The organism is Methylobacterium sp. Leaf99 (assembly GCF_001422375.1).
Taxonomy (GTDB): Bacteria; Pseudomonadota; Alphaproteobacteria; order Rhizobiales; family Beijerinckiaceae; genus Methylobacterium.
In genome coordinates, this window is record NZ_LMMU01000007.1 from 589,371 (window position 1) to 609,377 (window position 20,007).

Annotated in this window: 21 protein-coding genes and 1 pseudogene; 12 read left to right on the forward strand and 10 right to left on the reverse strand. The window is 64.9% G+C overall.

The window, feature by feature from the left end:
* Positions 1–141 precede the first annotated feature (141 nt).
* From ASF28_RS13640 to ASF28_RS13655, 4 genes are all read left to right on the forward strand, one after another.
* Positions 142–1,863, forward strand: coding sequence for a LysM peptidoglycan-binding domain-containing protein (locus ASF28_RS13640; RefSeq protein WP_082476558.1), 1,722 nt, complete (start codon positions 142–144; stop codon positions 1,861–1,863).
* A gap of 606 nt (positions 1,864–2,469) precedes the next feature.
* Complete coding sequence (locus ASF28_RS13645) at positions 2,470–2,877, forward strand: hypothetical protein (protein ID WP_056093336.1); 408 nt, start codon at positions 2,470–2,472, stop codon at positions 2,875–2,877.
* Positions 2,878–3,013: 136 nt separating this feature from the next.
* The gene (locus ASF28_RS13650) at positions 3,014–3,700 is read left to right on the forward strand and encodes a hypothetical protein (RefSeq protein ID WP_244475012.1); all 687 of its coding nucleotides are present in this window, start codon (positions 3,014–3,016) and stop codon (positions 3,698–3,700) included.
* 878 nt (positions 3,701–4,578) lie between these two features.
* Positions 4,579–5,235: a DUF3829 domain-containing protein gene (locus ASF28_RS13655; protein ID WP_274533129.1), complete on the forward strand. Its 657-nt coding sequence runs from the start codon at positions 4,579–4,581 to the stop codon at positions 5,233–5,235.
* A 412-nt stretch (positions 5,236–5,647) separates the two neighbouring features.
* Here the strand turns inward: ASF28_RS13655 and ASF28_RS13660 are convergent, their stop codons facing one another.
* The 3 genes and pseudogenes from ASF28_RS13660 to ASF28_RS13665 form a co-directional block, all read right to left on the reverse strand.
* The gene (locus ASF28_RS13660; RefSeq protein WP_056093342.1) at positions 5,648–6,259 is read right to left on the reverse strand and encodes an SOUL family heme-binding protein; all 612 of its coding nucleotides are present in this window, start codon (positions 6,257–6,259) and stop codon (positions 5,648–5,650) included.
* 98 nt (positions 6,260–6,357) lie between these two features.
* Positions 6,358–6,579, reverse strand: a pseudogene (locus tag ASF28_RS23730) (NAD(P)H-binding protein); the annotation flags it as partial.
* A gap of 15 nt (positions 6,580–6,594) precedes the next feature.
* On the reverse strand, positions 6,595–6,957 hold the full coding sequence (locus ASF28_RS13665; protein ID WP_056093344.1) for a c-type cytochrome: 363 nt from the start codon (positions 6,955–6,957) through the stop codon (positions 6,595–6,597).
* A 474-nt stretch (positions 6,958–7,431) separates the two neighbouring features.
* On the opposite strand from ASF28_RS13665, the gene ASF28_RS13670 reads away from it, so the two are divergent.
* The 7 genes from ASF28_RS13670 to ASF28_RS21875 all read left to right on the forward strand — a co-directional run bounded on the left by ASF28_RS13670 (position 7,432) and on the right by ASF28_RS21875 (position 11,619).
* Positions 7,432–7,710, forward strand: a complete 279-nt coding sequence (locus ASF28_RS13670) for a hypothetical protein (RefSeq protein ID WP_157085589.1) — start codon at positions 7,432–7,434, stop codon at positions 7,708–7,710.
* Positions 7,711–7,836: 126 nt separating this feature from the next.
* Positions 7,837–8,232: a DUF4149 domain-containing protein gene (locus tag ASF28_RS13675; protein WP_056093349.1), complete on the forward strand. Its 396-nt coding sequence runs from the start codon at positions 7,837–7,839 to the stop codon at positions 8,230–8,232.
* 168 nt (positions 8,233–8,400) lie between these two features.
* Entirely contained in the window at positions 8,401–9,036 is a 636-nt protein-coding gene (locus ASF28_RS13680) for an NAD(P)-dependent oxidoreductase (RefSeq protein WP_056093352.1), read from the forward strand.
* A 116-nt stretch (positions 9,037–9,152) separates the two neighbouring features.
* Positions 9,153–9,287: a hypothetical protein gene (locus tag ASF28_RS23610; protein ID WP_274533126.1), complete on the forward strand. Its 135-nt coding sequence runs from the start codon at positions 9,153–9,155 to the stop codon at positions 9,285–9,287.
* 281 nt (positions 9,288–9,568) lie between these two features.
* On the forward strand, positions 9,569–10,462 hold the full coding sequence (locus tag ASF28_RS13685) for a cobalamin B12-binding domain-containing protein (protein WP_056093354.1): 894 nt from the start codon (positions 9,569–9,571) through the stop codon (positions 10,460–10,462).
* 91 nt (positions 10,463–10,553) lie between these two features.
* The gene (locus tag ASF28_RS21870; RefSeq protein WP_082476559.1) at positions 10,554–10,964 is read left to right on the forward strand and encodes a BLUF domain-containing protein; all 411 of its coding nucleotides are present in this window, start codon (positions 10,554–10,556) and stop codon (positions 10,962–10,964) included.
* 142 nt (positions 10,965–11,106) lie between these two features.
* Positions 11,107–11,619, forward strand: coding sequence for a BLUF domain-containing protein (locus ASF28_RS21875; protein ID WP_082476560.1), 513 nt, complete (start codon positions 11,107–11,109; stop codon positions 11,617–11,619).
* A 399-nt stretch (positions 11,620–12,018) separates the two neighbouring features.
* Here the strand turns inward: ASF28_RS21875 and ASF28_RS13695 are convergent, their stop codons facing one another.
* Entirely contained in the window at positions 12,019–12,882 is an 864-nt protein-coding gene (locus ASF28_RS13695; protein WP_056093360.1) for a helix-turn-helix transcriptional regulator, read from the reverse strand.
* 98 nt (positions 12,883–12,980) lie between these two features.
* Here ASF28_RS13695 and ASF28_RS13700 point away from each other — a divergent pair, with 98 nt between their 5' ends.
* The gene (locus tag ASF28_RS13700; protein WP_056093363.1) at positions 12,981–13,883 is read left to right on the forward strand and encodes an SDR family oxidoreductase; all 903 of its coding nucleotides are present in this window, start codon (positions 12,981–12,983) and stop codon (positions 13,881–13,883) included.
* Positions 13,884–14,102: 219 nt separating this feature from the next.
* Here ASF28_RS13700 and ASF28_RS13705 read toward each other — a convergent pair whose 3' ends face one another.
* The 6 genes from ASF28_RS13705 to ASF28_RS13725 form a co-directional block, all read right to left on the reverse strand.
* Positions 14,103–15,122: an SLAC1 anion channel family protein gene (locus ASF28_RS13705; RefSeq protein ID WP_443189738.1), complete on the reverse strand. Its 1,020-nt coding sequence runs from the start codon at positions 15,120–15,122 to the stop codon at positions 14,103–14,105.
* A gap of 30 nt (positions 15,123–15,152) precedes the next feature.
* Positions 15,153–15,770, reverse strand: a complete 618-nt coding sequence (locus ASF28_RS13710) for a pyridoxamine 5'-phosphate oxidase family protein (protein ID WP_056093368.1) — start codon at positions 15,768–15,770, stop codon at positions 15,153–15,155.
* Between the two features lie 86 nt (positions 15,771–15,856).
* The gene (locus ASF28_RS13715) at positions 15,857–16,813 is read right to left on the reverse strand and encodes an alpha/beta fold hydrolase (protein ID WP_056093370.1); all 957 of its coding nucleotides are present in this window, start codon (positions 16,811–16,813) and stop codon (positions 15,857–15,859) included.
* A gap of 135 nt (positions 16,814–16,948) precedes the next feature.
* A complete protein-coding gene (locus ASF28_RS13720) occupies positions 16,949–17,848 on the reverse strand; it encodes a LysR family transcriptional regulator (protein ID WP_056093375.1) in 900 nt (299 codons plus the stop codon).
* Positions 17,849–18,138: 290 nt separating this feature from the next.
* On the reverse strand, positions 18,139–18,717 hold the full coding sequence (locus tag ASF28_RS21880) for a carboxymuconolactone decarboxylase family protein (protein WP_082476561.1): 579 nt from the start codon (positions 18,715–18,717) through the stop codon (positions 18,139–18,141).
* Positions 18,717–19,886 (reverse strand): YbfB/YjiJ family MFS transporter, encoded by a 1,170-nt coding sequence (locus ASF28_RS13725; RefSeq protein WP_157085590.1) that lies wholly within the window; start codon positions 19,884–19,886, stop codon positions 18,717–18,719. The genes ASF28_RS21880 and ASF28_RS13725 overlap by 1 nt, the downstream gene beginning before the upstream one ends.
* Between the last annotated feature and the right edge of the window lie 121 nt (positions 19,887–20,007).

Below are 20,007 nucleotides of genomic sequence, written 5' to 3' on the forward strand. Positions count from 1 at the left end.
ATGCGGGCGGGCGCCCGGGCTTGCCGGTCTGGGGGCAGTCCGGTCCGGGCATGATCGCCGGGCACCGGCCCTGATGGATCGAAGACCCGATGACCGGGGGCCCCGGACGATCGTCACGGCGGCATGGGAAACGAGAACGCTATGCTGACCCGCCTGAGCCGCGCCTTCCTCCGGGTGTTCCCTACCCTCCTTCTTGTCGTCTTGGGGTTGCTCGCCGCCCTGTTCCGGAGACGGGGCAGTCCCCGAAACGGCGTGACGACGCTCGTTCCGGTCCCTTCCAGTCCGCCTCTGCCTCCGGCACGACGTCGCGGGGCCGCCATCGTGCTCCTTGCCCTCCTGTTCGGGACTGGGCTGATCCTCGCCTTGGTCGACGGTAACGGTGCCCTCTGGCGGTTCGAGGCGCCGCACCCGTCGTCGGACGGCGGGGGCGGGCGAGCGGTGGCGGCCCTGTCGCAGCGGGATGTCGACACCGGCCGAGGAAAAAGTTCGGAAGTAGTCGCTCCGGGTGAATCGGTCGCTCAAGGCTCAGCGACGGTTTCCGGAACATGGGACCCACGTACGCCGACGTTCGATACCGTGCGCGTCGAGCCGAACGGGGAACTCGTCGTCGCCGGGCGAACGACGCCAAACGGCACCGTCGAACTCCTGGTCGACGGCAAACCGACGGCCAAGGTGGTCGCGGATGCGAACGGTCAGTTCGCCATCGTTCCCCCGGCGCTTGCGGCCGGGAACAGCGAGGTCGGCCTTCGGGTGACCGATGGGAAGGGCATTGTCCGCCAATCGCGGGATAGCGTCGCGGTGGCGGTCGCGCCATCGCACGATACCAAGCCGTTGGTCGCCCTGACCTCACCCGACAAAGCGACCGTGGTGCTGTCGCAACCAGGCTCGTCACAGACGGCGATCCGCTCGGTTCCCGATGCTGCGTCCACTCGACGGACGACGGCGGACACCGCAACCCCGACCCGGCGAGGCTCCGGTGAGGTCCTCCCGGGGATCGGTGCCGCTGACGACCGGGGCCGGTCCGGCCGTACGGGGAACGATGGCGATGCCCACGAGGCGGTATCGGATCGCGCCGCATCCACCGCGGCCGGGTCCGGCTTTGCGGAGGCGCCTCAGGCCCCGCCACCGGAGCGGGCGGTCGTGACGGGATCGGCGGAGGCCCCCACCAAGGTCGTCAGCGTCGACGCGCAGGAGGGCGGGCGGCTGTACGTCAGCGGCCAGGCTCCCGCCGGTGCGACCGTGCGACTCTACCTCAACGACACCCTGATCGCCCCCGCCACGGTCGGTCGCGACGGAACCGTCACCTTCACCATAGGCCGAGGCGTCAAGCCGGGGGATTACAAGGTCCGGCTCGATCAGGTCGATGCCGCATCGGGAAAGGTCCGCAGTCGCGGGGAGGTGCCTTTCTCGGTTCCGGATGAGGCCCGGATTTCGGGGACGGGCCGACCGGTTGCGGCATCACCAGAGGCATCACTCGGCGGGAAGGTGGCGTCGAACGCATCTCCACCGGCGGCGCTCGGTCTGCAGGGCGGGAATGCGGGCGCCTTTGACGGACCGCAGGATTCGGAATCCACGACGATACCGACGACCACGCCATCATCGGATGCCGTGCGCGATCGGCTCCTGCCCGAGGCCGTCCCTGGCGCGGTCTTCGTCCCGGAGGTGAGGACCGCCCGGATCGAGCGCGGCGACAGCCTCTGGGCGATCAGCCGGCGGACCTATGGCGAAGGCGACCGGTACACGGCGATCTACGACGCCAACCAGGACCAGATCCGGGACCCGGACCTGATCTATCCCGGCCAGGTCTTCGTGCTGCCGGCCGAGGACGCCATCGATGCCGTTCAGGCCGAAAAACGCGGTTGAGGAGAATCGGACCATGACCAAATTCACCAAGACCGTGACCTATGTCGTCGCCGCCGCGGCCGTCGTCATGCTCGTCATCGTCGTTCTTCAATCGACCAGCATGCTGGCGAGTTCATGAGGATGCTGCAGGCTTCGAGGGTCCTGTCACGCTTGGCCTCGGTCGGCGGCATCCAGGGAAAGCTCCGGTTCGAACGGGATGGTCCTTGGTCCTTGCGCTGACGGGATGGTGCAGGACCGGTATCGTCGCGAGGATGTTTCCGGTCCCTCAGCTCAGGCCGGAGGCGTCCACGCGTATCGTGCCGTCTATCCTGACCGTGTGTGCAGGGCAGAAGCGTTCGAGCCGTTCCAGTTCAGAAAAAACCAGCCGCAATCGCATTCATGCCGGTCGCCGTCAGGATCAGACCAGGATTCATGGAACCGGTCAGAGCTACACCTGGGGAGGACCGACGACGGCGTCGAACGGGTTTGCGCCGGCTATAGGCTACGACGCCTATCTTGGGGGCAACGGCTACTGACCCTGTGACGTGTTGTACCATGTCAAACGCTGGAACGGTCGACCGGACGAAGATGTTTCTAGCCTACATCCCGAACAACAGGAGTTATCGAATGCGCAAGCTCGCACTTGCATCCACGGCGCTGCTCGGCCTCGGCCTGCTGGCATCGGCACCCGCCGAGGCTCGTGGCTGGGGCGGTGGCTACGGCCATGGCGGCTATGGCTACGGCGGCGGCTACCGCGGCGTCGGCTTCCGCGGTGGTTACGGTGGGTACCGTGGTTACGGCGGCGGCTACGGTCGCGGCTACGGCTATCGCCGCGGCATTGGCCCAGGCGCTGCCATCGGCCTCGGCATTGCCGGCCTCGCGGCGGGCGCCATCGTGGCGAACAGCTACGGCGGCTACGGTGGTTACGGGTATGGCCGTCCGGTCGGGTACTATGGCGGCTATGGCTACGCGCCCGCCTACGGCTACGCACCGGCTTATGGCTACGGCTATCCGGCCTACGGCTACGGGTACTGATCCACGCATTCCTGGGTCTCTCCACCCGGCGTGACGACCTAGAGTCATGGACCAGTGTACACGGAGCAATCCGGGTGCACTGGTTTTGTTTTTGCATTGACGGACTACATTAAAGCCCAACCAAATACGCATAAATATGATCAGACAAATTGAACGTGATAGGGGCGATTGCGTTGAAGATCAGGTTGATCAAAGGACGCAAATGTCACGATTTACGAAGATCTTCGGCGCCGCTGCCCTTTCCACCGTTGCCCTGATGACCACGGCTGCCTACGCCCAGGACGGCGGCCCCTGCACAGATGACATCGCCAAGCTCAAGCGGGAGCTCGGAACGCAGGTCGGCATGGGAGCGCCCGTCTCGCAGCCCGAGACCGGCCAGCGCAAAGGACCGAACGACGGCTCGGCTGACCAGGCCGCCGGCACGACGGCATCCACGGCCAAGCCCGTCGGGAACGCCGAAACGGACCGCGCTCAGCAGGGCGGAGCATCCAAGGCGACGGGTGGATCGCCGGGCACGGTCGGCGGCGTCTCGGGGCCCGTCGCAGCCGCCACCGGGACCGGCCAGGCCGACTCGGTCGTGAGTGGGCGGATCGCCACTTCGCCGGCCGATGTCAGGGCACAGTCGGAGAACAAGCCGACTGCCGCCGTCGAGGCGTCCAAGGGCGGCGAGGCCTCCGCCTCGGCGAGCCTGTCCCCCGAGGACAAGATCTCGCAGGCAAAGACGGCCTTGCAGCGCGCAACCGACCTCAACGCCAAGGGTGATCAGTCCTGCCGCGATGCCGTCCAGCAGGCTCGTTCGTTGATGCCGCAGCAGGTGCGCTAACACGCTACACTCTGGACTCGAACCGATCGCAAGGCTCGTCCCGGACTAGGGCCTGCCTTGCGATTTCGTGAGCGGAACGTCCCTGATACCAATCGCAATACCGGGATCGTCCCGACATGGAAAAATCGGTCACGCGACCAGGACGATCCTAGCTCTCTGAAGCCAGGGTCGCAGCGACCCTGCGACCGATTTCAATGCGGTTCATAGGGACCTGCCACAGTATCGAGTCTAACTCGGCTGTGCCGCTGCCGGTCGAACAACGCCTGCCTTCACCGTCCGTCGATGGGCCCGGGGGGCTGGGGAGCCGGTGGTTCGACGGGTGGATCGATCTCGGGCGTCTGAGGCTCGGGAGCCGGGTCGCCGATAGGCGGAAGAGGATCGTCACCTGGACGCGGAGTGTCCGACTGCATTCGAGTCATTCCTCTTCATTCGGCACCGTCAGGGCGGCACCTTCGTCTAACGTGCGACGCTCGCGATGGTCCCGCCATCAGCGGGATGGCCGAGGTCGGGACCATCGGACCTTCGATGATACCTGTCAGGCAGCGCCGACCTCGGGCCCATCGCGTCGAACCGACGGCTAACCCTGCGTATGCGATGGGCAAGGCGGGACGCCCGCGTCAGCGGCGGCGTCGCCCGGCAGGTCCACGGTAGAAGCCCGGAGGGCATCCGCGGGGTGCGCCGCACGACCGCCTGCCGTCGCTTTCGGTGATTCGGCTGGAATGCTACCCACCCGCCTCATCACAAGGGGCTATCCAATGACCTTCCCGACGCGTCACACCGTGTTCCTGACCGTCATCGTGGGCTGCGTTCCGGCTCTTGCATAGACCTCGGTCCCGGCCGGTCCGGAGACGGTCGCCACGCAAGCCGTCATCCGCAAGCTGAACGCCTATGTCGGGCTCCTGAACCGGACGCTCCGCGCCTCGGAGTCGATGGTGCGTTACAGAAGCTGGGTGAACATGCGCACCGGCCCGACAGGTCATGAGAGCATCGTGTACGGGCTCTACTCACTCTACGACGTGCGCGACGAGATCGCGAAGGCGAAGGCAGCCGTCGATGCGGAACCCCGCATGGCGGAGCTCGACGCGGCCATCCCACCGTACGTCACGGCCTACGAAACGCTCGCCCCGCTGATTGCGCAAGCGAACGGCTATTACGAGCGGGCGGATTACAAGGTCGACAAGATGGCGGAGGGCAAGACCTTGCATGTCAAGCTGGCGCCGGCCGGCAGAGCCTTCCTGGAAGAACGGGCGAAGCTCGAACCGCTCTTCGCCCGGGAAAAGCTCAAGGGCGACGAGGCCGAACTCGCGCTGATCGAAAAGCGGGAAGGCCGCAAGGCCCGCTGGGTCGTCGCCAATGTCATGCTCCGAACGCGTCCGGTGGTGGAACTGCTCCCGCGCGAAGCCAAGCCCATCGTCGACCTGCCGGCCTTCGACTCCGCACTCGCCACCTATGCCTCGGCCGTCAGGAGCATGGACGAGTATGCCGCGGCCGAGCCGGGCTCCTTCTCCGGCTTCGAGGGCCGACCGGTTTCCTGAATCGGCAAGCTGCGCGAGTTCCGCGAGAAGCTCGGCCGCGCGAAGGGCGACGCACGCCGCGGCCGTATCGACACGACCTGGATCATGAACGACTACAACACCCTGATTTCATCCTCGCAGACGGCGACCCGTTTCCCGCGTTAGGCGGTCCCGCCGGACGCCGCCGGCGCCGACGGGACCATCCCGTACGATGCACGTTTCCTCCCGGCGGCGTGCGCTTCGCCGGGAGGACGCGGAAGCCGGATGATGCAGTCCGATACGCCACGCCCCGGAGACGATCTCCTCCCGCCCATCGGCGATCCGCCTCCCGGTTCTCAGGTCCCTGAGATCGATCCGCCGGCGGAGCCACCGGCCCCTCAGCCCCCAGGCCCCGTCGAAGCTTTCTAAAAGCTTGGCGCTCCGTTGACGCAATTCACGACGCGGGCGACGGCAGTCGCACCGCAACCTCGTTCCGGCGCAGGAATGGCACCGAGAACGGCGGATCGTAGCCCATGAAGAAGGGCCGATCCGCCGGCTTTCGTCCAGCGGCTTCCATCACATTCGTCAGGATGCGGGTCTGCTCGTCCCGAGCCGCAGGCGATGCGGTGCCGGAGAAGCGCAGGACGGCCAACCGTTCCGGAGGGATGCGAACCAGTCTCACACCGGGTTCCGTGGGCTCCGGCGCACCGGCTTCGACCACCGTCCTCGGCAGGTAGAACCGCATGGTTCCCCGGGCGCCCTGCTCGACCGGGACCGTCATCGCGATCAGGCAGCCTTCGCTCTCAACGGGCGTCGTCATGGCGATCCGCTGACCGCCACCATTCGCCCCGGTGATGTAGCGGAAAAGCCGGCCGAACGCTTCCCCGTCCTGTTGTCCCCCGGCATCCGTCTCGACGGCAACGCGTCCCTCGTAGGCCCGCACCTCGACCCCACGGTCGAGGTGCTCGACGATTGCATAGCGCGGCTCTTCATAGGTCCCGCGGATGCCCACGACCGACAACGCGGACTCGAGGAGAGTGACGAGGTAGTAGAGGAGCTTGTCCATGGTCCAGGCATCCTTCGGTCATGGGGGGTACGCGAGGGATCTGCGGTCGGCAGTCGGGTGTCCAAGGTCAGGCATGTCGGCCGACGGGGTTGTCCGGCCGGGAAGACCGCAGCGTCGCTGCCGGCCATCAGCGCGGCCGGAGCATCGAGGGATGTCGCGGTCAGGTCACCCTGAACCGCCATCGCTCCCACGGCAGCGAGGCCCTCGGCCTGTTCCGGCGTGCGATGCAGCGACCTGACGGCATGACCGCTATCGGCGGGCATGCGCGCGAGCCGGCGGCCGACCTTTTCCGAGCCTCCGCTTGTGAAGTCGTTCGGCAAGGGCTTCGGCGACGCCTACTTCAATGTTGCCAGGTAGGCGATGACGTCCGCGACCTTCTTCTCATCCTTGAGGCCTTGATAGACCATCTTGGTGCCCTTGACCTTGTTGGCGGCAGGCCCGGTCAGCCACTCTTTGAGATTGGCCTCATCCCACGTGATGCCCGACTCCTTGAGGGCGGTGGAATAGTTGTAGCCTTCGTAGGAAGCGGCCTTGCGTCCGACGACCCCGACAAGGTTTGGCCCGACGGAATTTTTCCCGAGGGCATGGCAGGCCTTGCAGGCCGTGAAGACCTTTTCGCCGGCAGCCGCATCCTGGGCCTGCGCGGAGAAGGTGGGGAGGATGATTGCGAAGGCGGCGGCGAGAAGGTGAGGACGCATCGGTGTGGATCTCCAGGTGCGGCAGTCGACGTCCGCTCGTGACCGGTGGCCACACCGCAGAACTCGAGCCGCTAGAACAAGTCTAAAACGGATCCGGTCAGACCTGGAGGAAAGCGTATGCGGCCAATAGAAGCCAGGCCCCTGCGGATAAGATTCGATCGATCGGCTCCATGAGGATCTGTAGGCGCTGGCGGCGGGATTCGGCGCGAAGGCCTCGGTGGGGGTCACGTGCGGTGGTAAGGCGCATCGTCAACGCAGTTCGGCTTCACAGATAGCAACGGTGAACCCCGGAACGTGGCTCACCGCCCAGGGCGGTCCTCGGCACGTCACGCCTTTCTACCAGCGGGTGCTGGCGGACAACACGATTGCCGGCTCGGATGACCGCCCTGATGCTCGTTCATCAGGCCTTTTGAAGCGATATCATCAAGTAACCGTTGACTGCTCCAGGACCACCTTGATCGGGGGACATCCAAGATGCCGGTTCGCTATTTACTGATTTTGATATTGGGATCGGTTGCGATGCCAGCCTTGGCCTTGCAACCGCAGGACACCCTGCGGGACTGGCGTGCCGCAACGGGCGCGGACCGGGACCGCCTGCTGCAGCAGCTGGAGAAATCCAGCGATGGAGGTGCTCCACGCAAGGATGTGCTGTCCTGCCTCGATGATGCTGCGAGCATGAATGCGCATGCCGACCTTACGATCAGCGAAGTGTTCATGGCCTGCACGAAGCGGACACCGGAAGACTCAATCTGAGCGACGTCGCTCCTGACCTCTCTCATGAAGCAGAGAAGCGTTCCACGACAAAAGGAACGGCTGTCACGGCCGAGCGAACCGAATGCCGCCCACGAGGGCGAGCTGACGTGATCGAGGTTTGAAACGATGCTCTCGCAAGCGGCTATCCTCGTGACGGCCCTCCTGTTCGGCGGGATGGTCCTGTACTCGTTCGGCTTTGCATCGTTCCTGTTCAGCGCGCTGCCCGCCGACGCGGCAGGCCCCCTCCTGCGCCGCGCCTTCCCGCATTTCTACGTCTTCGTCATAGCGTGCGCCCTCGGCGGCGCGGCGTTGACGGCCTCCCTCGATATGGCATCGGCGCTCATCCTGGGACTGATTGCTGTGACGGCACTCCTGGCGCGCCAGATCCTCATGCCGGCCATCAATGGGGCGACCGACATGGGCAATCGCGCTCGCTTTGGCATCCTTCATACCGGGTCGGTCCTGGTGACCCTGGCGCACATCGTCGGGTCGTCCGTAGTGATCCTGAGACTTTCCACCTAGCCGCGTTCGGTCAGAGGGACTTCAGCAATGCCCGGGGGCATGCCAACGAAATCTTGGGCTTCCAGGGCAGCTCGGTCGTCGAATTGTATAGCGGCCGGTCAAGGGACGGCATGGCGCGTTCGCGGTCGATTGGGTCTTGTCGCGCATCCCGCCATCCAGGAAACGACTATGGCCCACGTCCTCGTCATCGGCGCCAGCAAGGGTATCGGCCTGGAGACCGTGAAGGCGTCGCTCGCGGCCGGGCATCGCGTCCGGGCCTTCGCGCGTTCGGCCACAACCATTGCACTGTCCGGTGCGAGTCTGGAGCGTTTCACGGGCAACGCGCTGAAGGCTGGAGATGTCGCCACCGCCCTCGACGGCGTTGATGTCGTCGTCCAGGCGCTCGGTGTGCCGGTCAGGGACCTGCTTGGCCCGGTGACACTGTTCTCGGACGCGACCAACATGCTCGTGCCGGCCATGGAGAAAGCCGACGTCCGACGCATCCTCGCCGTCACCGGCTTCGGCACCGGCGACAGCCGCGACGCGATTGGACTGCTCCAGCGCGTGCCGTTCCGCCTCGTCTTGGGTCGCGCCTACGACGACAAGGACGCCCAGGAGATGCGCATCCGCAGGAGCGGCCTGGATTGGACCTTCGTCCGCCCCGGCGTCCTCACGCCCGGATTGGCGACCGGTCGCTACAAGATCCTCACAGAGCCACCGTCGTGGCGGAACGGCCTGATCTCGCGGGCCGACGTCGCCCACTTCATCGTCGGACAGGTCGACCGGCCGACCTCCGTGCGAAAGGCCGTTGTCCTGATCGGCTAATCGACCGCGGCCGGACTCAAACATTTCCAAATGCGTAACCTGTCGCGGATGCCGGTACGCACCATACGTTGCCCTCGGAGTCGCTCCGCTCCCGTCCGAGGCCCAGGTCGACCCGCATGGTCGCCCCCGTCTCCGTGATCCTGCCGGTCATCGCGTGGGCGTTCGTCGCAATCGCCGCCTACCGCCATCTCCCGAAGCACTGGGCCGCCGGGGTGGCCTTCCACCCCTCGGATCGGAATTCCAGTCCTTGATTTCTCTCCCGGACGTCCACGTGGGGCGAAGAGCATTCGGTCCGTTCCGCAGGAATCGACGAGAGGCAGAGGTTCGATGACCCGTATCCCGGCGGATGGGGGCCGTATTTCCCTGGCGCCAGGAACGGCCGATAGTCAGGAACGGCGGATATCGGCCGGACGCATCCGGAAAGTCGCCTGCTTTACAACTCGCGCATTTGCGTCTCTGTTGAGCCTCGTACTCGCCGGACGACGGTCAACAGCAAACGGGGATGCCAACCCCGGACCATGGGGATGAGGCAATGCTGGGTCAGGGATTTTCCCACCGGGAGTGGGCCGGTCTGATCACGGAGGGGATCGCTGAAGCGGCGAATGTCCGCGAGGACTATGCACGACGAAGGTCCGCCAATGAGGCACGGCAACGAACCCTGGCGCTCAGCCGCATCGTTCAGACGGACATCATCCCCCGGCTGATGCTGCTCGACCGCGGCGAGAGGCAAGTCCGGTCGGACATTCTGCCGAAGCTCGATACGGAAGCGGTCTCGGGCTTCACGGATTTGATCCTTGGGCACGACGTCACGGCCCTCATGAGCGCTTTCACCGCGCTCACCGCAAAAGGCTATTGCGTCGACGATCTGTTCCTCGACCTATTGGCACCTTCGGCGGCCCTGCTGGGACGCATGTGGGATGACGATCTGTGCGACTTCATCGAGGTCACGGCTGGCCTCGCCCAACTCCAGTTCCTGTTGGCCACGTTCCGCACGGACGGAGGCATCGCGCCCTACGACAGTGAGCGTCGTATCCTCCTGATGGGAGCACCGGGCGAACTCCACACCTTCGGCCTGGCGATCGTCGAGCAATTCATGCGGAAGGCCGGCTGGCATGTGGCGAGCGGACTTGCCTCCAGCCCCGAGGAGATCGCGGATCTTGTCGGATTGGAGCCGTTCGGCGTGGTGGGTCTGACCCTGAGCCGGGAGGGCCACCTCGATCAACTCGCTGCCTCGATCCAGGCGGTACGACGGGCGTCGCTCAATCCTTCGATTGGCGTCATGGTCGGGGGGCCCGTCTTCCTCGAGCATCCCGAATACGTCGAACGGGTCGGCGCCGATGCCTCAGCGGTCGATGCCCCCACCGCGGTGCTCCTTGCGCAGAGACTTCTCTCGTCTGCGAAGTCCGAACGCCCGACAAAGCCATGATCAAAATCAGCAATCACACCTCTTTCCAGCTTTCGAACGAACCAATGTAGATTTTTCTACCGATCCGACGGCCTGACAGGATCCAACGGCAATGTCTCTCGTTCAGCTCATCTATGCCTCACGCCCATTCGGGTTTGATCAGGCGATCCTCAATGGCATTCTGTCACAATCGCGGCGATGCAACTCGCGCGATGGGATCACCGGCGCCCTCATTTGCAGGGCAGATGTCTATATGCAGTTGTTGGAGGGCTCGGCCGAAGCGCTGGACGCCACCTATGCACGAATCTTGAGGGATGACCGGCATCTGGAGATCAGGCGGTTGTCTTATCACACCGTAACGAACCGTTTGTTCCCCGGCTGGGCGATGCGCGATGATCCAGCCCGCTCTTGGATGTGGTCACAAGCCGAAGTTGCGAATGGAGCGATTGAGCGCGCCACCGATCTGCAGGTTCTGCAAACATTCGAGCGGCTTTCGAATGAACCTGAACGTGTTGACGCCTAGCAGGTCTTCTATGATACCGATAGATTTGTAAGCAGTTAGCGCCAAATATCCTTAGTTGAGCGATGGCCGCCGGCTAAATTAACCATTGCCGTCCTGCAATATTCTCCTTGGTACTCTTTGCTGACATGAAGAGAGCTCATTGATGTTCGATGAATACGGCATCCCGCACCGCGCCGATTTTGACGAGACTCGGCTGCCCGAGCTCTGCCATTTCGTCTACTGCAGTCGTGCTGCTGAAGGAATCAACGAATCAGAAGTTTGTCGCATCGTCGAGACGTCTCAGCGCAACAATCTTGCCAATGGCATAACCGGGGTGCTGGTTTTCGGCAGCGGCGTTTTCTTCCAGTGGATCGAGGGGCCAGCCGCCGAAATACAGAAACTGATCGCGACACTCCATAGCGACAAACGCCATTATGACATTGTTTCGCTGAGTCAGAGCCAGGAAGAGCGGGAGCGTCTCTATCCGAACTGGGACATGGAGAAGGTCGAAGCCGAGGATATTCGTCTGGTGCTCCAGGATGCGCTCGAAAATGCAGAAGATCAGATCAACCGCATGACGCTGATGAGGATTCTCAAACAACTCGATTTGGGTCCGCTCGGTCGAGGTGATCAGGACGCAAATCCGCTTTCCGGCAGGTCTCGAAGCAACGCTTAGGACCAGACGGATCGTTTTTTGCTGATCTGATTTCGGACGCTTGCGCATCGAAGCCTACGTTGCCCCCGCGCCTGCGGGTAGTCCCGTTCGAGTTCGAAGCCTCACCTCATCTCGGGTCCGTGTCGTGGCCGGGGCGGACGCCATTCGGGCGATTATCCATTCAGGACGTTATGGCCGCCGGACCAACGATGCCATCTTAACGGTAGCTGCTGGGCTCCAAGCGGCCATTCCAGTGTCTTCGGTCGAAGGTCTGCTCATGGCGCAGAGCTGCCTAGCGCCGCTATCGAAGTGAACGTCGGCTTTCTTGTTTTGTCACCCGAAACCGGAATGGCAGAAATCCACCCAGGCTGGACGTTGAGCAGAGTAGTAGGTCCCGGACTGCCACCAGCCCATACCCTCCTAGTGGGGCTCCGTAAGGGGGTACTCGGTCTCGACCCTATCGTGAGACCCCCGAAGGAGTGCGCAAATTCCATCCCGAACGCTTTGCGTGACGGGGTTGTAGACGATCATGCCGAGATCTGGACGGCCGTCCACGGAGAAGGCCGAGAACTCCAGCTCGATGGAGCCCAGGATCGGGTGCCGGAGCCGCTTGACCCCGTCCGTGTGCGCCCGGACGTCGTTCTCCTGCCACAGGGCTGCGAACTCCGCGCTGGTGCGACTGAGTTCCTCTGCCAGTGCGTTGACCTCGGATGCGGCGCCCGCCCGCACCGCGTCAGCCCGGAACGCGCCGACGACATAGCGGGCGACGCTAAGCCAATCATGCTGAGCTGCCCGCACACGTGGGTCGCCGAACATGCGGCGCAGGATGTTGCGCTCGCTGGGAGGGACCGTGTCCCAGTCGGTCAGCACCACGGCGGCGGCGCGGTTCCAGGCCACCACGTCCCAGGTCGCCGTCTTGATCAGCGCGGGGCTGACCTCCAGCGTGTCGAGCAACCGCTGCAGGCGCGGGGTGATCCCTTCCTTCGGCGTGTAGCGGACCTCGGGAGGACGCCCAAGAGCGAGCATGAACACGTGCTCGCGCTCCGGCTCGGTCAGCATCAGCCCGACCGCGATGCGGTTTAGAACGTCGGCCGAGGGCGCTCCGCCACGACCCTGCTCCAGCCACGTGTACCAAGTGGCGCTAATGTTCGAGCGCTGGGCGACCTCCTCCCGGCGCAGGCCGGGCGTGCGCCGGCGGCCCGAGAACCCGAATGCGGCAGGATCGAGCCTGGTCCGCCTGTCCCGCAGGTATGCTCCGAGCGAGGTTTCCGAGCTGGCAAGCATGGCGATCCTGTTAGTCGGTATACCGGGATACGGTCACTACTTAACGGGATCGACCGTGAGCGGATAGTTGGCGTCTGGACCCAATCGGACTGCATCTCATGCTCATCTTCCTCACCGGCGCCACTGGCTTCATCGGCTCGGCCATCGTCCCCGAACTTCTCTCCGCGGGCCATCGGGTCCTGGGGATGACACGGTCAGAGGCTGGGGCACGGGCCCTTGTCGAAGCCGGCGCCGAACCGTTCCTCGGCAACCTGGAGGACATCGACAGCCTCCATCGCGGCGCTGCCCTGGCGGATGGGGTCATCCACACCGCCTTCGACCACGACGACTTTTCGAACTTCGTCGCCAACTGCGAGAAGGACCGGCGCGCCATCAATGCCCTGGGCTCGGCGCTCAAGGGGTCCGACCGTCCTCTCCTGATCACGTCCGGGGTCGGCTTCGGTTGCTCGGCCCCGGGGCAGCCGGCGCGCGAGGACGTTTTCAACGCCGAGTACCCGAACCCCCGTGTGGCCTCGGAACTCGCGGGAGCGAAGCTCCTGGACGAGGGGGTGAACGTATCGGTGATGCGCCTCCCGCAGGTCCATGACACGGTCAAGCAGGGGCTCGTCACCTACCTGGTCGATCTCGCGCGCGCCAAGGGCGTATCGGCCTATGTCGGGGACGGAGCGAACCGGTGGGCGGCAGGTCCCGTCCTTGACGTCGCGCGCCTCTATTGCCTCGCGGCGGATAGGGCTGAGGCCGGTGCTCGCTACCACGCGGTCGCCGAGGAGGGTGTCAGCGCCCGCGCCATCGCGGAGGTCATCGGCCGCGGCCTGAAGGTGCCCGTGGCCGCCTTGTCGTCGGAAGAGGTGGCCGGACACTTCGGGTGGCTCGGTCTGTTCGCCGGCCATGACATGTCGGCCTCCAGTGTCTGGACGCAGGCTCAGCTCGGCTGGCGTCCGACCGGACTGGGCCTGCTGGCCGACCTTGAGCGGATGGACTACTCCCATGCCTCGTCTTGAGAAGGTGGACGACGCTTGAGAACGGCCGCTTCGATGCCTTCAGCTTTCGACCGCGGAAAGTCGCAAACCCATCCGACCTAAACGTAGAGCGGACGGACGGGTCCCGACCCAACTTTGCCGTTGCAGAGAATTCGTGAGGAGCCTGAAAGCGGTCGTTTGACTCGCTGACGTTCTGTTGTAGCGGATCGTCCATGATCTCTGAAGGCAGTGACGGTCCATTCACGAGCTGAGCGTGCGCAACTCGCCTTTTGCTAGGCCGAGCAGAGTGCGCGCGAGGAGCCCCAGGATGACGATCGTCGAGCCTGCTAGCAGCATCACGGCGACGGCGTCCGTCGCTAGTCCGGGCTCGGCTGCCGCGAACCTCAGGGCCGTAGTGGCAGAAGCTGCGAGCGGGAAGCTGACCGCCCACCAGGACACCCGGAACGGACAGGAGCGCGGCAGATGTCTGAGGCGCGGCATAAGGACCGCTAGCATGAACAGCATGAGCGCGTAGAGCGCCTCCGCGAACAGATCGACCGTACCCGTCGTCGTCACATAGGTCGCGAAGCCGACAGCGAACGGCGCAACGAGGATGAGCAGAGACGGCTGCAGGGCGGACGGCAGTGGGGCATCGAACAGAAGCCGTGACACGATCATCGTGAACAGCGGAACCGCGAAGAAAAGGCCGACCGAGAGGCCGAGCACCATGACACCGTGGGTATGTGGCAAGCCGAGCGAGGGCAGGGCCAGCGGCAGGTCGAGAAGGCCGACCACCGGGACGATCCAGGCGGGTGTCGCGTGGGCGGCGACTTGGCGTTCGCTCAGCCAGCGGGTCACAATCGCCCAGGCGAAGGCCAGCATGCCGACAGCGCCCAGGACCCACATCCCTTGAGCGAGCCGGAGATGGATGGGCGCGAGCACGATCGGCAAAAGAAGCAGGCTGATCAGCAGGGTCCCGAACAGATTGCCGGCGATCGGATGCCGGAACTCGGCCAGGACCGCGTCCGGCGCGGTGACGAGCTTCACCGTGTAGCCGATGGTCATGACGACGAAGGCCGCCACCGCTGCCCAGCCGATGGCATCGGCCAGCAAGGCCGGTGCGCCGTAGTGGGCTTCGGCGAGGCGCCAGGCGAAGCTGAGACCGGTCAGCCCCATCACCGAGGCGAAGAGGCCGACCGGCAGGTAATCGAGCTGCCGCCAACCCATGCGTGGAATCGTCGGCAGACCGATCGGCGTCGGCTTCGAGGAAGCATCTGACATGGGAAGGCTCCGTATAGGGGAGGTCGACGATCAATCGACGGCGGCGGGCGCTCTCGCCAGCTGCGCTTCGAGGTCCGCGATCCTCGCATGGAGCGGGGCAACGGCCGTCGCGATTTCCGCCTCGCTGAAGCGCGGGGTGATGTGTTGCGGGCAGTTCCAGTCGAACGCCTCGATCGTCACGAGGGCGAAGCGTTCCACCCGCGCCCGGTAGCCGGGCGCGGCCAAGCAAGCGGCGAGGTCCGGGCGCTCGCTGCCGTCGACGACGCGCAGGCGGCCGAGCACCTTGAGACGCCGCCGGTTCGGGTAATCCATGAAGATCATCGCCACCCGGTCGTTCGTAGCGACATTGCCCACCGATACGTACTGGCGGTTGCCCGCGAACTCGGCCCAGCCCAGCGTCCGGTCGTCGATGCGCGTCACGAATCCGATCGGCCCGCCGCGGTGCTGGACGTAGGGCCAGCCGGTCTCGGAAACGCTGGCGAGATAGAAGCTGTCGCGCGCGGCGATGAAGGCGCCCTCGCGTGCGGTAAGCGAATCGTCCGGCACCATCGCGGCGCCGGCATCAGCATAGGCCTCGCGCGAGCCCATGCGAGCCTGCTCCGCCTGGACGGATGGAGTGAAGGCGAGATCGAAGAAGCGGTGTCTCATCGCGGACCTCCTGCGACGTGGGCCAAATCGGCGCCGTGGCCGAGCCCGTTCAGGCCCGGTCGGCAGCCGCTCTGGCCATGGGTGGTTCAGTGGGACGACAGGCTGCGGTCAAGGAAGTCGCGCATCAGCGGCGCGATGACGTCTAGCTTATCTTCGAGCGCGAAGTGTCCCGTGTCGAGCAGGTGCATTTCGGCGTCCGGCAGGTCGCGAAGGTAGGGATGCGCACCCTCGGCCGGGAAGATCGTGTCGTTCCGGCCCCAGACGATCAGCGTCGGCGGCTGATGCGCACGGAAGAACGCCTGGAATGCGGGATAGAGCGGAACGTTCGTGCCGTAATCGCGGAACAGGTCGAGCTGGATATCCTTGTTGCCGGGACGATCGAGAAGTGCCTGATCGTGGCGCCAGTTATCGGGATCGATGCGCGAGACGTCGGCGACGCCGTCGACATACTGGAACCTCGTCGTGCCCGGAGCGACGAGGACCGACAGGGCCTCGCGGTTCGCTTTGGAATCGTCGGCCCAGTAGGCCTTGATCGGGTCCCAGAACGCCAGCAACCCCTCCTCGTAGGCGTTGCCGTTCTGAACCACGAGGGCAGTGACGCGCTCCGGATGCTTGAGGGCGAGGCGATAGCCGACGGGCGCCCCGTAATCCATCACGTAGAGGGCATAGCGCGTCGCTCCAAGGCGGCCGAGCAGCTCATCCACGATGTTGGCAAAATGCGCGAAGGTGTAGGCGAAGGTCTTGTGGTCCGGAGCGTCGCTCTCGCCGAAACCCGGATAGTCCGGCGCAATGACGCGATAATGGTCGGCGAGGAGCGGGATCAGGTTGCGGAACATGTGCGACGAGGTCGGAAAGCCGTGGAGCAGGACGACGACCGGCGCATCGGCCGAACCGGCTTCCCGGTAGAAGACGTCGACGCCGTCGATCGTAGCCGTGCGATGATGGATCACGGGGATGGTCGGGTGGGCCAATCTCCTCGACGCCGCGGCCTGTATGGCGAGGGCGGATGCCGACAGAAGGGCCGGGACGATCAGATCGGTCATCGTTATTCTCCTCGAAGAGGGCCGGTGCGTGATGCGTTCCGGCTTTCGAGGAGAGATTTAGGCTCATCCGCATTTTGGTATAAGCCTATGCGTTCGGGAGTTTCACTTCCGAAAAATGGAAGGCTGTGACAGTCGTCAGAGGGCAGCCATGCGGGCTCGAAGCTTCGGAACGCTCCAATCGAGGAAGGCCCGCACCTTGAGCGGCATGAGCCCCTGTTCCGGATGGACGAAGCTGACCGGCAACGGCTCGGGCTCGTAGCTTTCCAGGATGAGCTTGAGCGCGCCTGATCGGATCTCCGAGGCGACCTGATACGAAAGCACGCGGGTGACGCCGAGACCGGCCAGCGCCGCGTCGACGGCGGCTTCCGCGGTATTGACGGTCAACCGGGCGCGGACCGGAACGGTGATCGTCTTGGCGCCCTGCTGGAAGCGCCATTCCGGGGCGGCGGGAAAGCCCTGGAACGTCACGGCTTCGTAGGTGCTCAGTTCCTCGGGCGCGCTCGGCACGCCACGGCGCGCGAGGTAGGCCGGGCTCGCGCAAACGACACGGCGGACCGAGCCGAGGCGCGTGGCCAGGAGCGCGCTGTCGGCTAGAGGGCCGATCCGCAGAGCGATGTCGACATGATCGTCGACGAGATTCATCTGGCGATCGATGAGGAGCAGCCGGACGTCGATCTCGGGATGCGCGGTCAGGAACTCCGTGGCGACCGGAACGACGTGCCGACGGCCGAAGACGATTGGGGCAGTGACGAAGAGTTCACCGCGCGGTGTCGTGTACTCGCCCGCAGCCGCCCGCTCGGCCTCCTGCACCTGTTCGAGAATGCGTTTGCAAGCCGTGACGTAGGCTTGTCCGCTCGGCGTCAGATCGATCCGGCGGCTCGTCCGGTTCAGGAGGCAAGTTCCCAGGTGGCGTTCGAGATCGGAGACCTTGCGACTCACCGTGGTGAGGGGAAGGCGCAGCCTGCGCGCGCCGCCGGACAGGCTGCCCTCCTCGATGACGGCGAGCAGCACGGACATGGCGTCGAGTCGGTCCATGTCGCCATCCGTAAACCGAACGCTTCCGTATAAAAATACGACAGCGGCACTATTTTCGAAGGCGCCACGAATGGCTTCCACTCGGCCCCAACAGCGAAAGCTGGCCGCCTATCCGTAAGCCGACGTTCCGCACCCGACCCAAGCCAGCCGTACGAGTAGCAGTCGGCGCTTCCCGAAAGCGGCCGCTCGTCGGACGTCCGGCAACTTCGGCTCAGGATGGGAAGCAGCGGCTCGATAGTCGCTAGGCAAACGTCCGGATTGAAGGCCGCAGCGGACGAAGCAGACCCGTATTATTGAGGCCCCGGCGTGCGGGCGACGTTCATCAGCCAACACACCATCACGAAGTAGCCAACCAACGTCAGCAACTCGACCGTGATCGCCTCACCCCACGTGCTAAGAGCTGCGGCATACGTTTCATCACTTACACGATGCCGACGGACGAGTTCGCTGGCTACAGCATGTGCTAGGACTAGATCGACCCGGAGGTCGGCTGGGAGCGGTGCACCGCGCTCAACCGCCGCCAACGCAGCCGGCGGCACACCGGCTGCTCCCGCGAGCGGCAGGTGCATGTCCCACTCAAACACGTTGGACAGCTCCCGCGACACAACGCATATCGTCCACTCACGCAACGCGCCGTCGAGGGTCCCGGCATAGCGCAGGGTCTCCCCGACCTTGGCGACCGCTTGGAGTAACGACGGACGGTGCAGCAGTGGGCGGAACGGACCGTAGACCCCCCGGCGAGGACCGTTGATTAACTCTTCGGCAGCGGCCTGCTGCTCTGCATCGAGCGTGGCTGGTGGCCCAAGGCGTTCGGGAAGTCCGGCCTCAGGAAAGGACGGTGTAGCGGTGGCGGAACGGTTGGAAAGCATCAGACGGGCCTCAGGCTTTTGAGGGAAGTTTTGGTGCTGCGCCAGAGCCATAGTGCCGTCAGCACTAGCAGCAGCGTAGCGAGAGCGCCCGTCCACCTGAGCGCATCCCAGCCGGCCCAGCGGTCGGAACCGAGCGCGCGGACGAGCAGTGGGCCAGCGATCTGTCCGGCGGCGAACGCAGCGGTCATTCGCGCAATGAGCGGGGTCGGATTGTCCGGCTGCGCCTCGCGGGCGAGCTGCAAGCCGGCCATGGTCGCGACCATGAACGTGCCGCCGACCAAGACCGCTGAGGCCGCGACAGCCCAGAGAGCTTGGACGAATAGCGGCAGGGCGGTGCCGAGCGCCATGACGCCCTGTGACAGAGCCCACAGTCGTTGACGGGATGTGCTTGGCAGCCAGCGGGCCACGGCCGCGACCGACAGAGCGGCGGCGAAGCCGAACAAGGGCCAAGTCAACCCGAACACTAGGGGATCGGGAGCTAGTTCGCGCGCCATGGCCGGCAGGAACGTGGCCGGCACGATGTAGCCGAACCCGAACGTTCCGTAGCAGAGAACCAGAGCCAACTGCCCGCCCCCTCGCGTCGGAGCGATTGCTGTAGCCTCGCGTTCTTCGATCTCGGCCGGGGTCGTGCTTTGCCCCCGTGACAGCGTCCAAACCAGCACCGCTCCGGCACTGGCGATGAGCCCCAGTTCAAGCCAAAGCCAGTCCGCCCGCTGGCGTCCGCCGAGCCAAGCCAGCACACCGGCTATCGCAATGCCGAGACCGACACCCGTGTAAATCCACGCGCCCAGTTGCCCGGCCCGACGCCGGGCAAGTTCGGCCAGGCACCAGCTGCTCGCGCACACCAGCGCCCAGGCGCTGAACACACCAGCTGCCCCGCGCAGCATGACCCCGAGCAGGGTGGTGGGAACGGCATCAACTGCCACCATCGCCAGGGTCGTGAGAGCGACACCGATCAGGCTCAGCAGCAGACCACGACGCGGGTTGTCGCTGAACCACGAGGCGGTCAGGGCACCCACGAAGTACCCAACATAGTTCGCTGCTGCCCATTCCGTACCGGTGGTAGCGTCCATCGTACCGTCACGGATCATCAGCGGCATCAGCGGCGTAAAGGCAAAACGGCCGACCCCCATCGCCATTGCAAGTGCGACGAGTCCGCTGGCGACCACGGGCCGGGTCGCGGGACTGGGCTGGGCGGGAGCAGAGTGTGTCGTGCTCATTGGATGGTCCGATTGAACACCTTTCCCACTTCTTGGAAAATGAATTATCGTGACGTATCGTTCTCTGCAT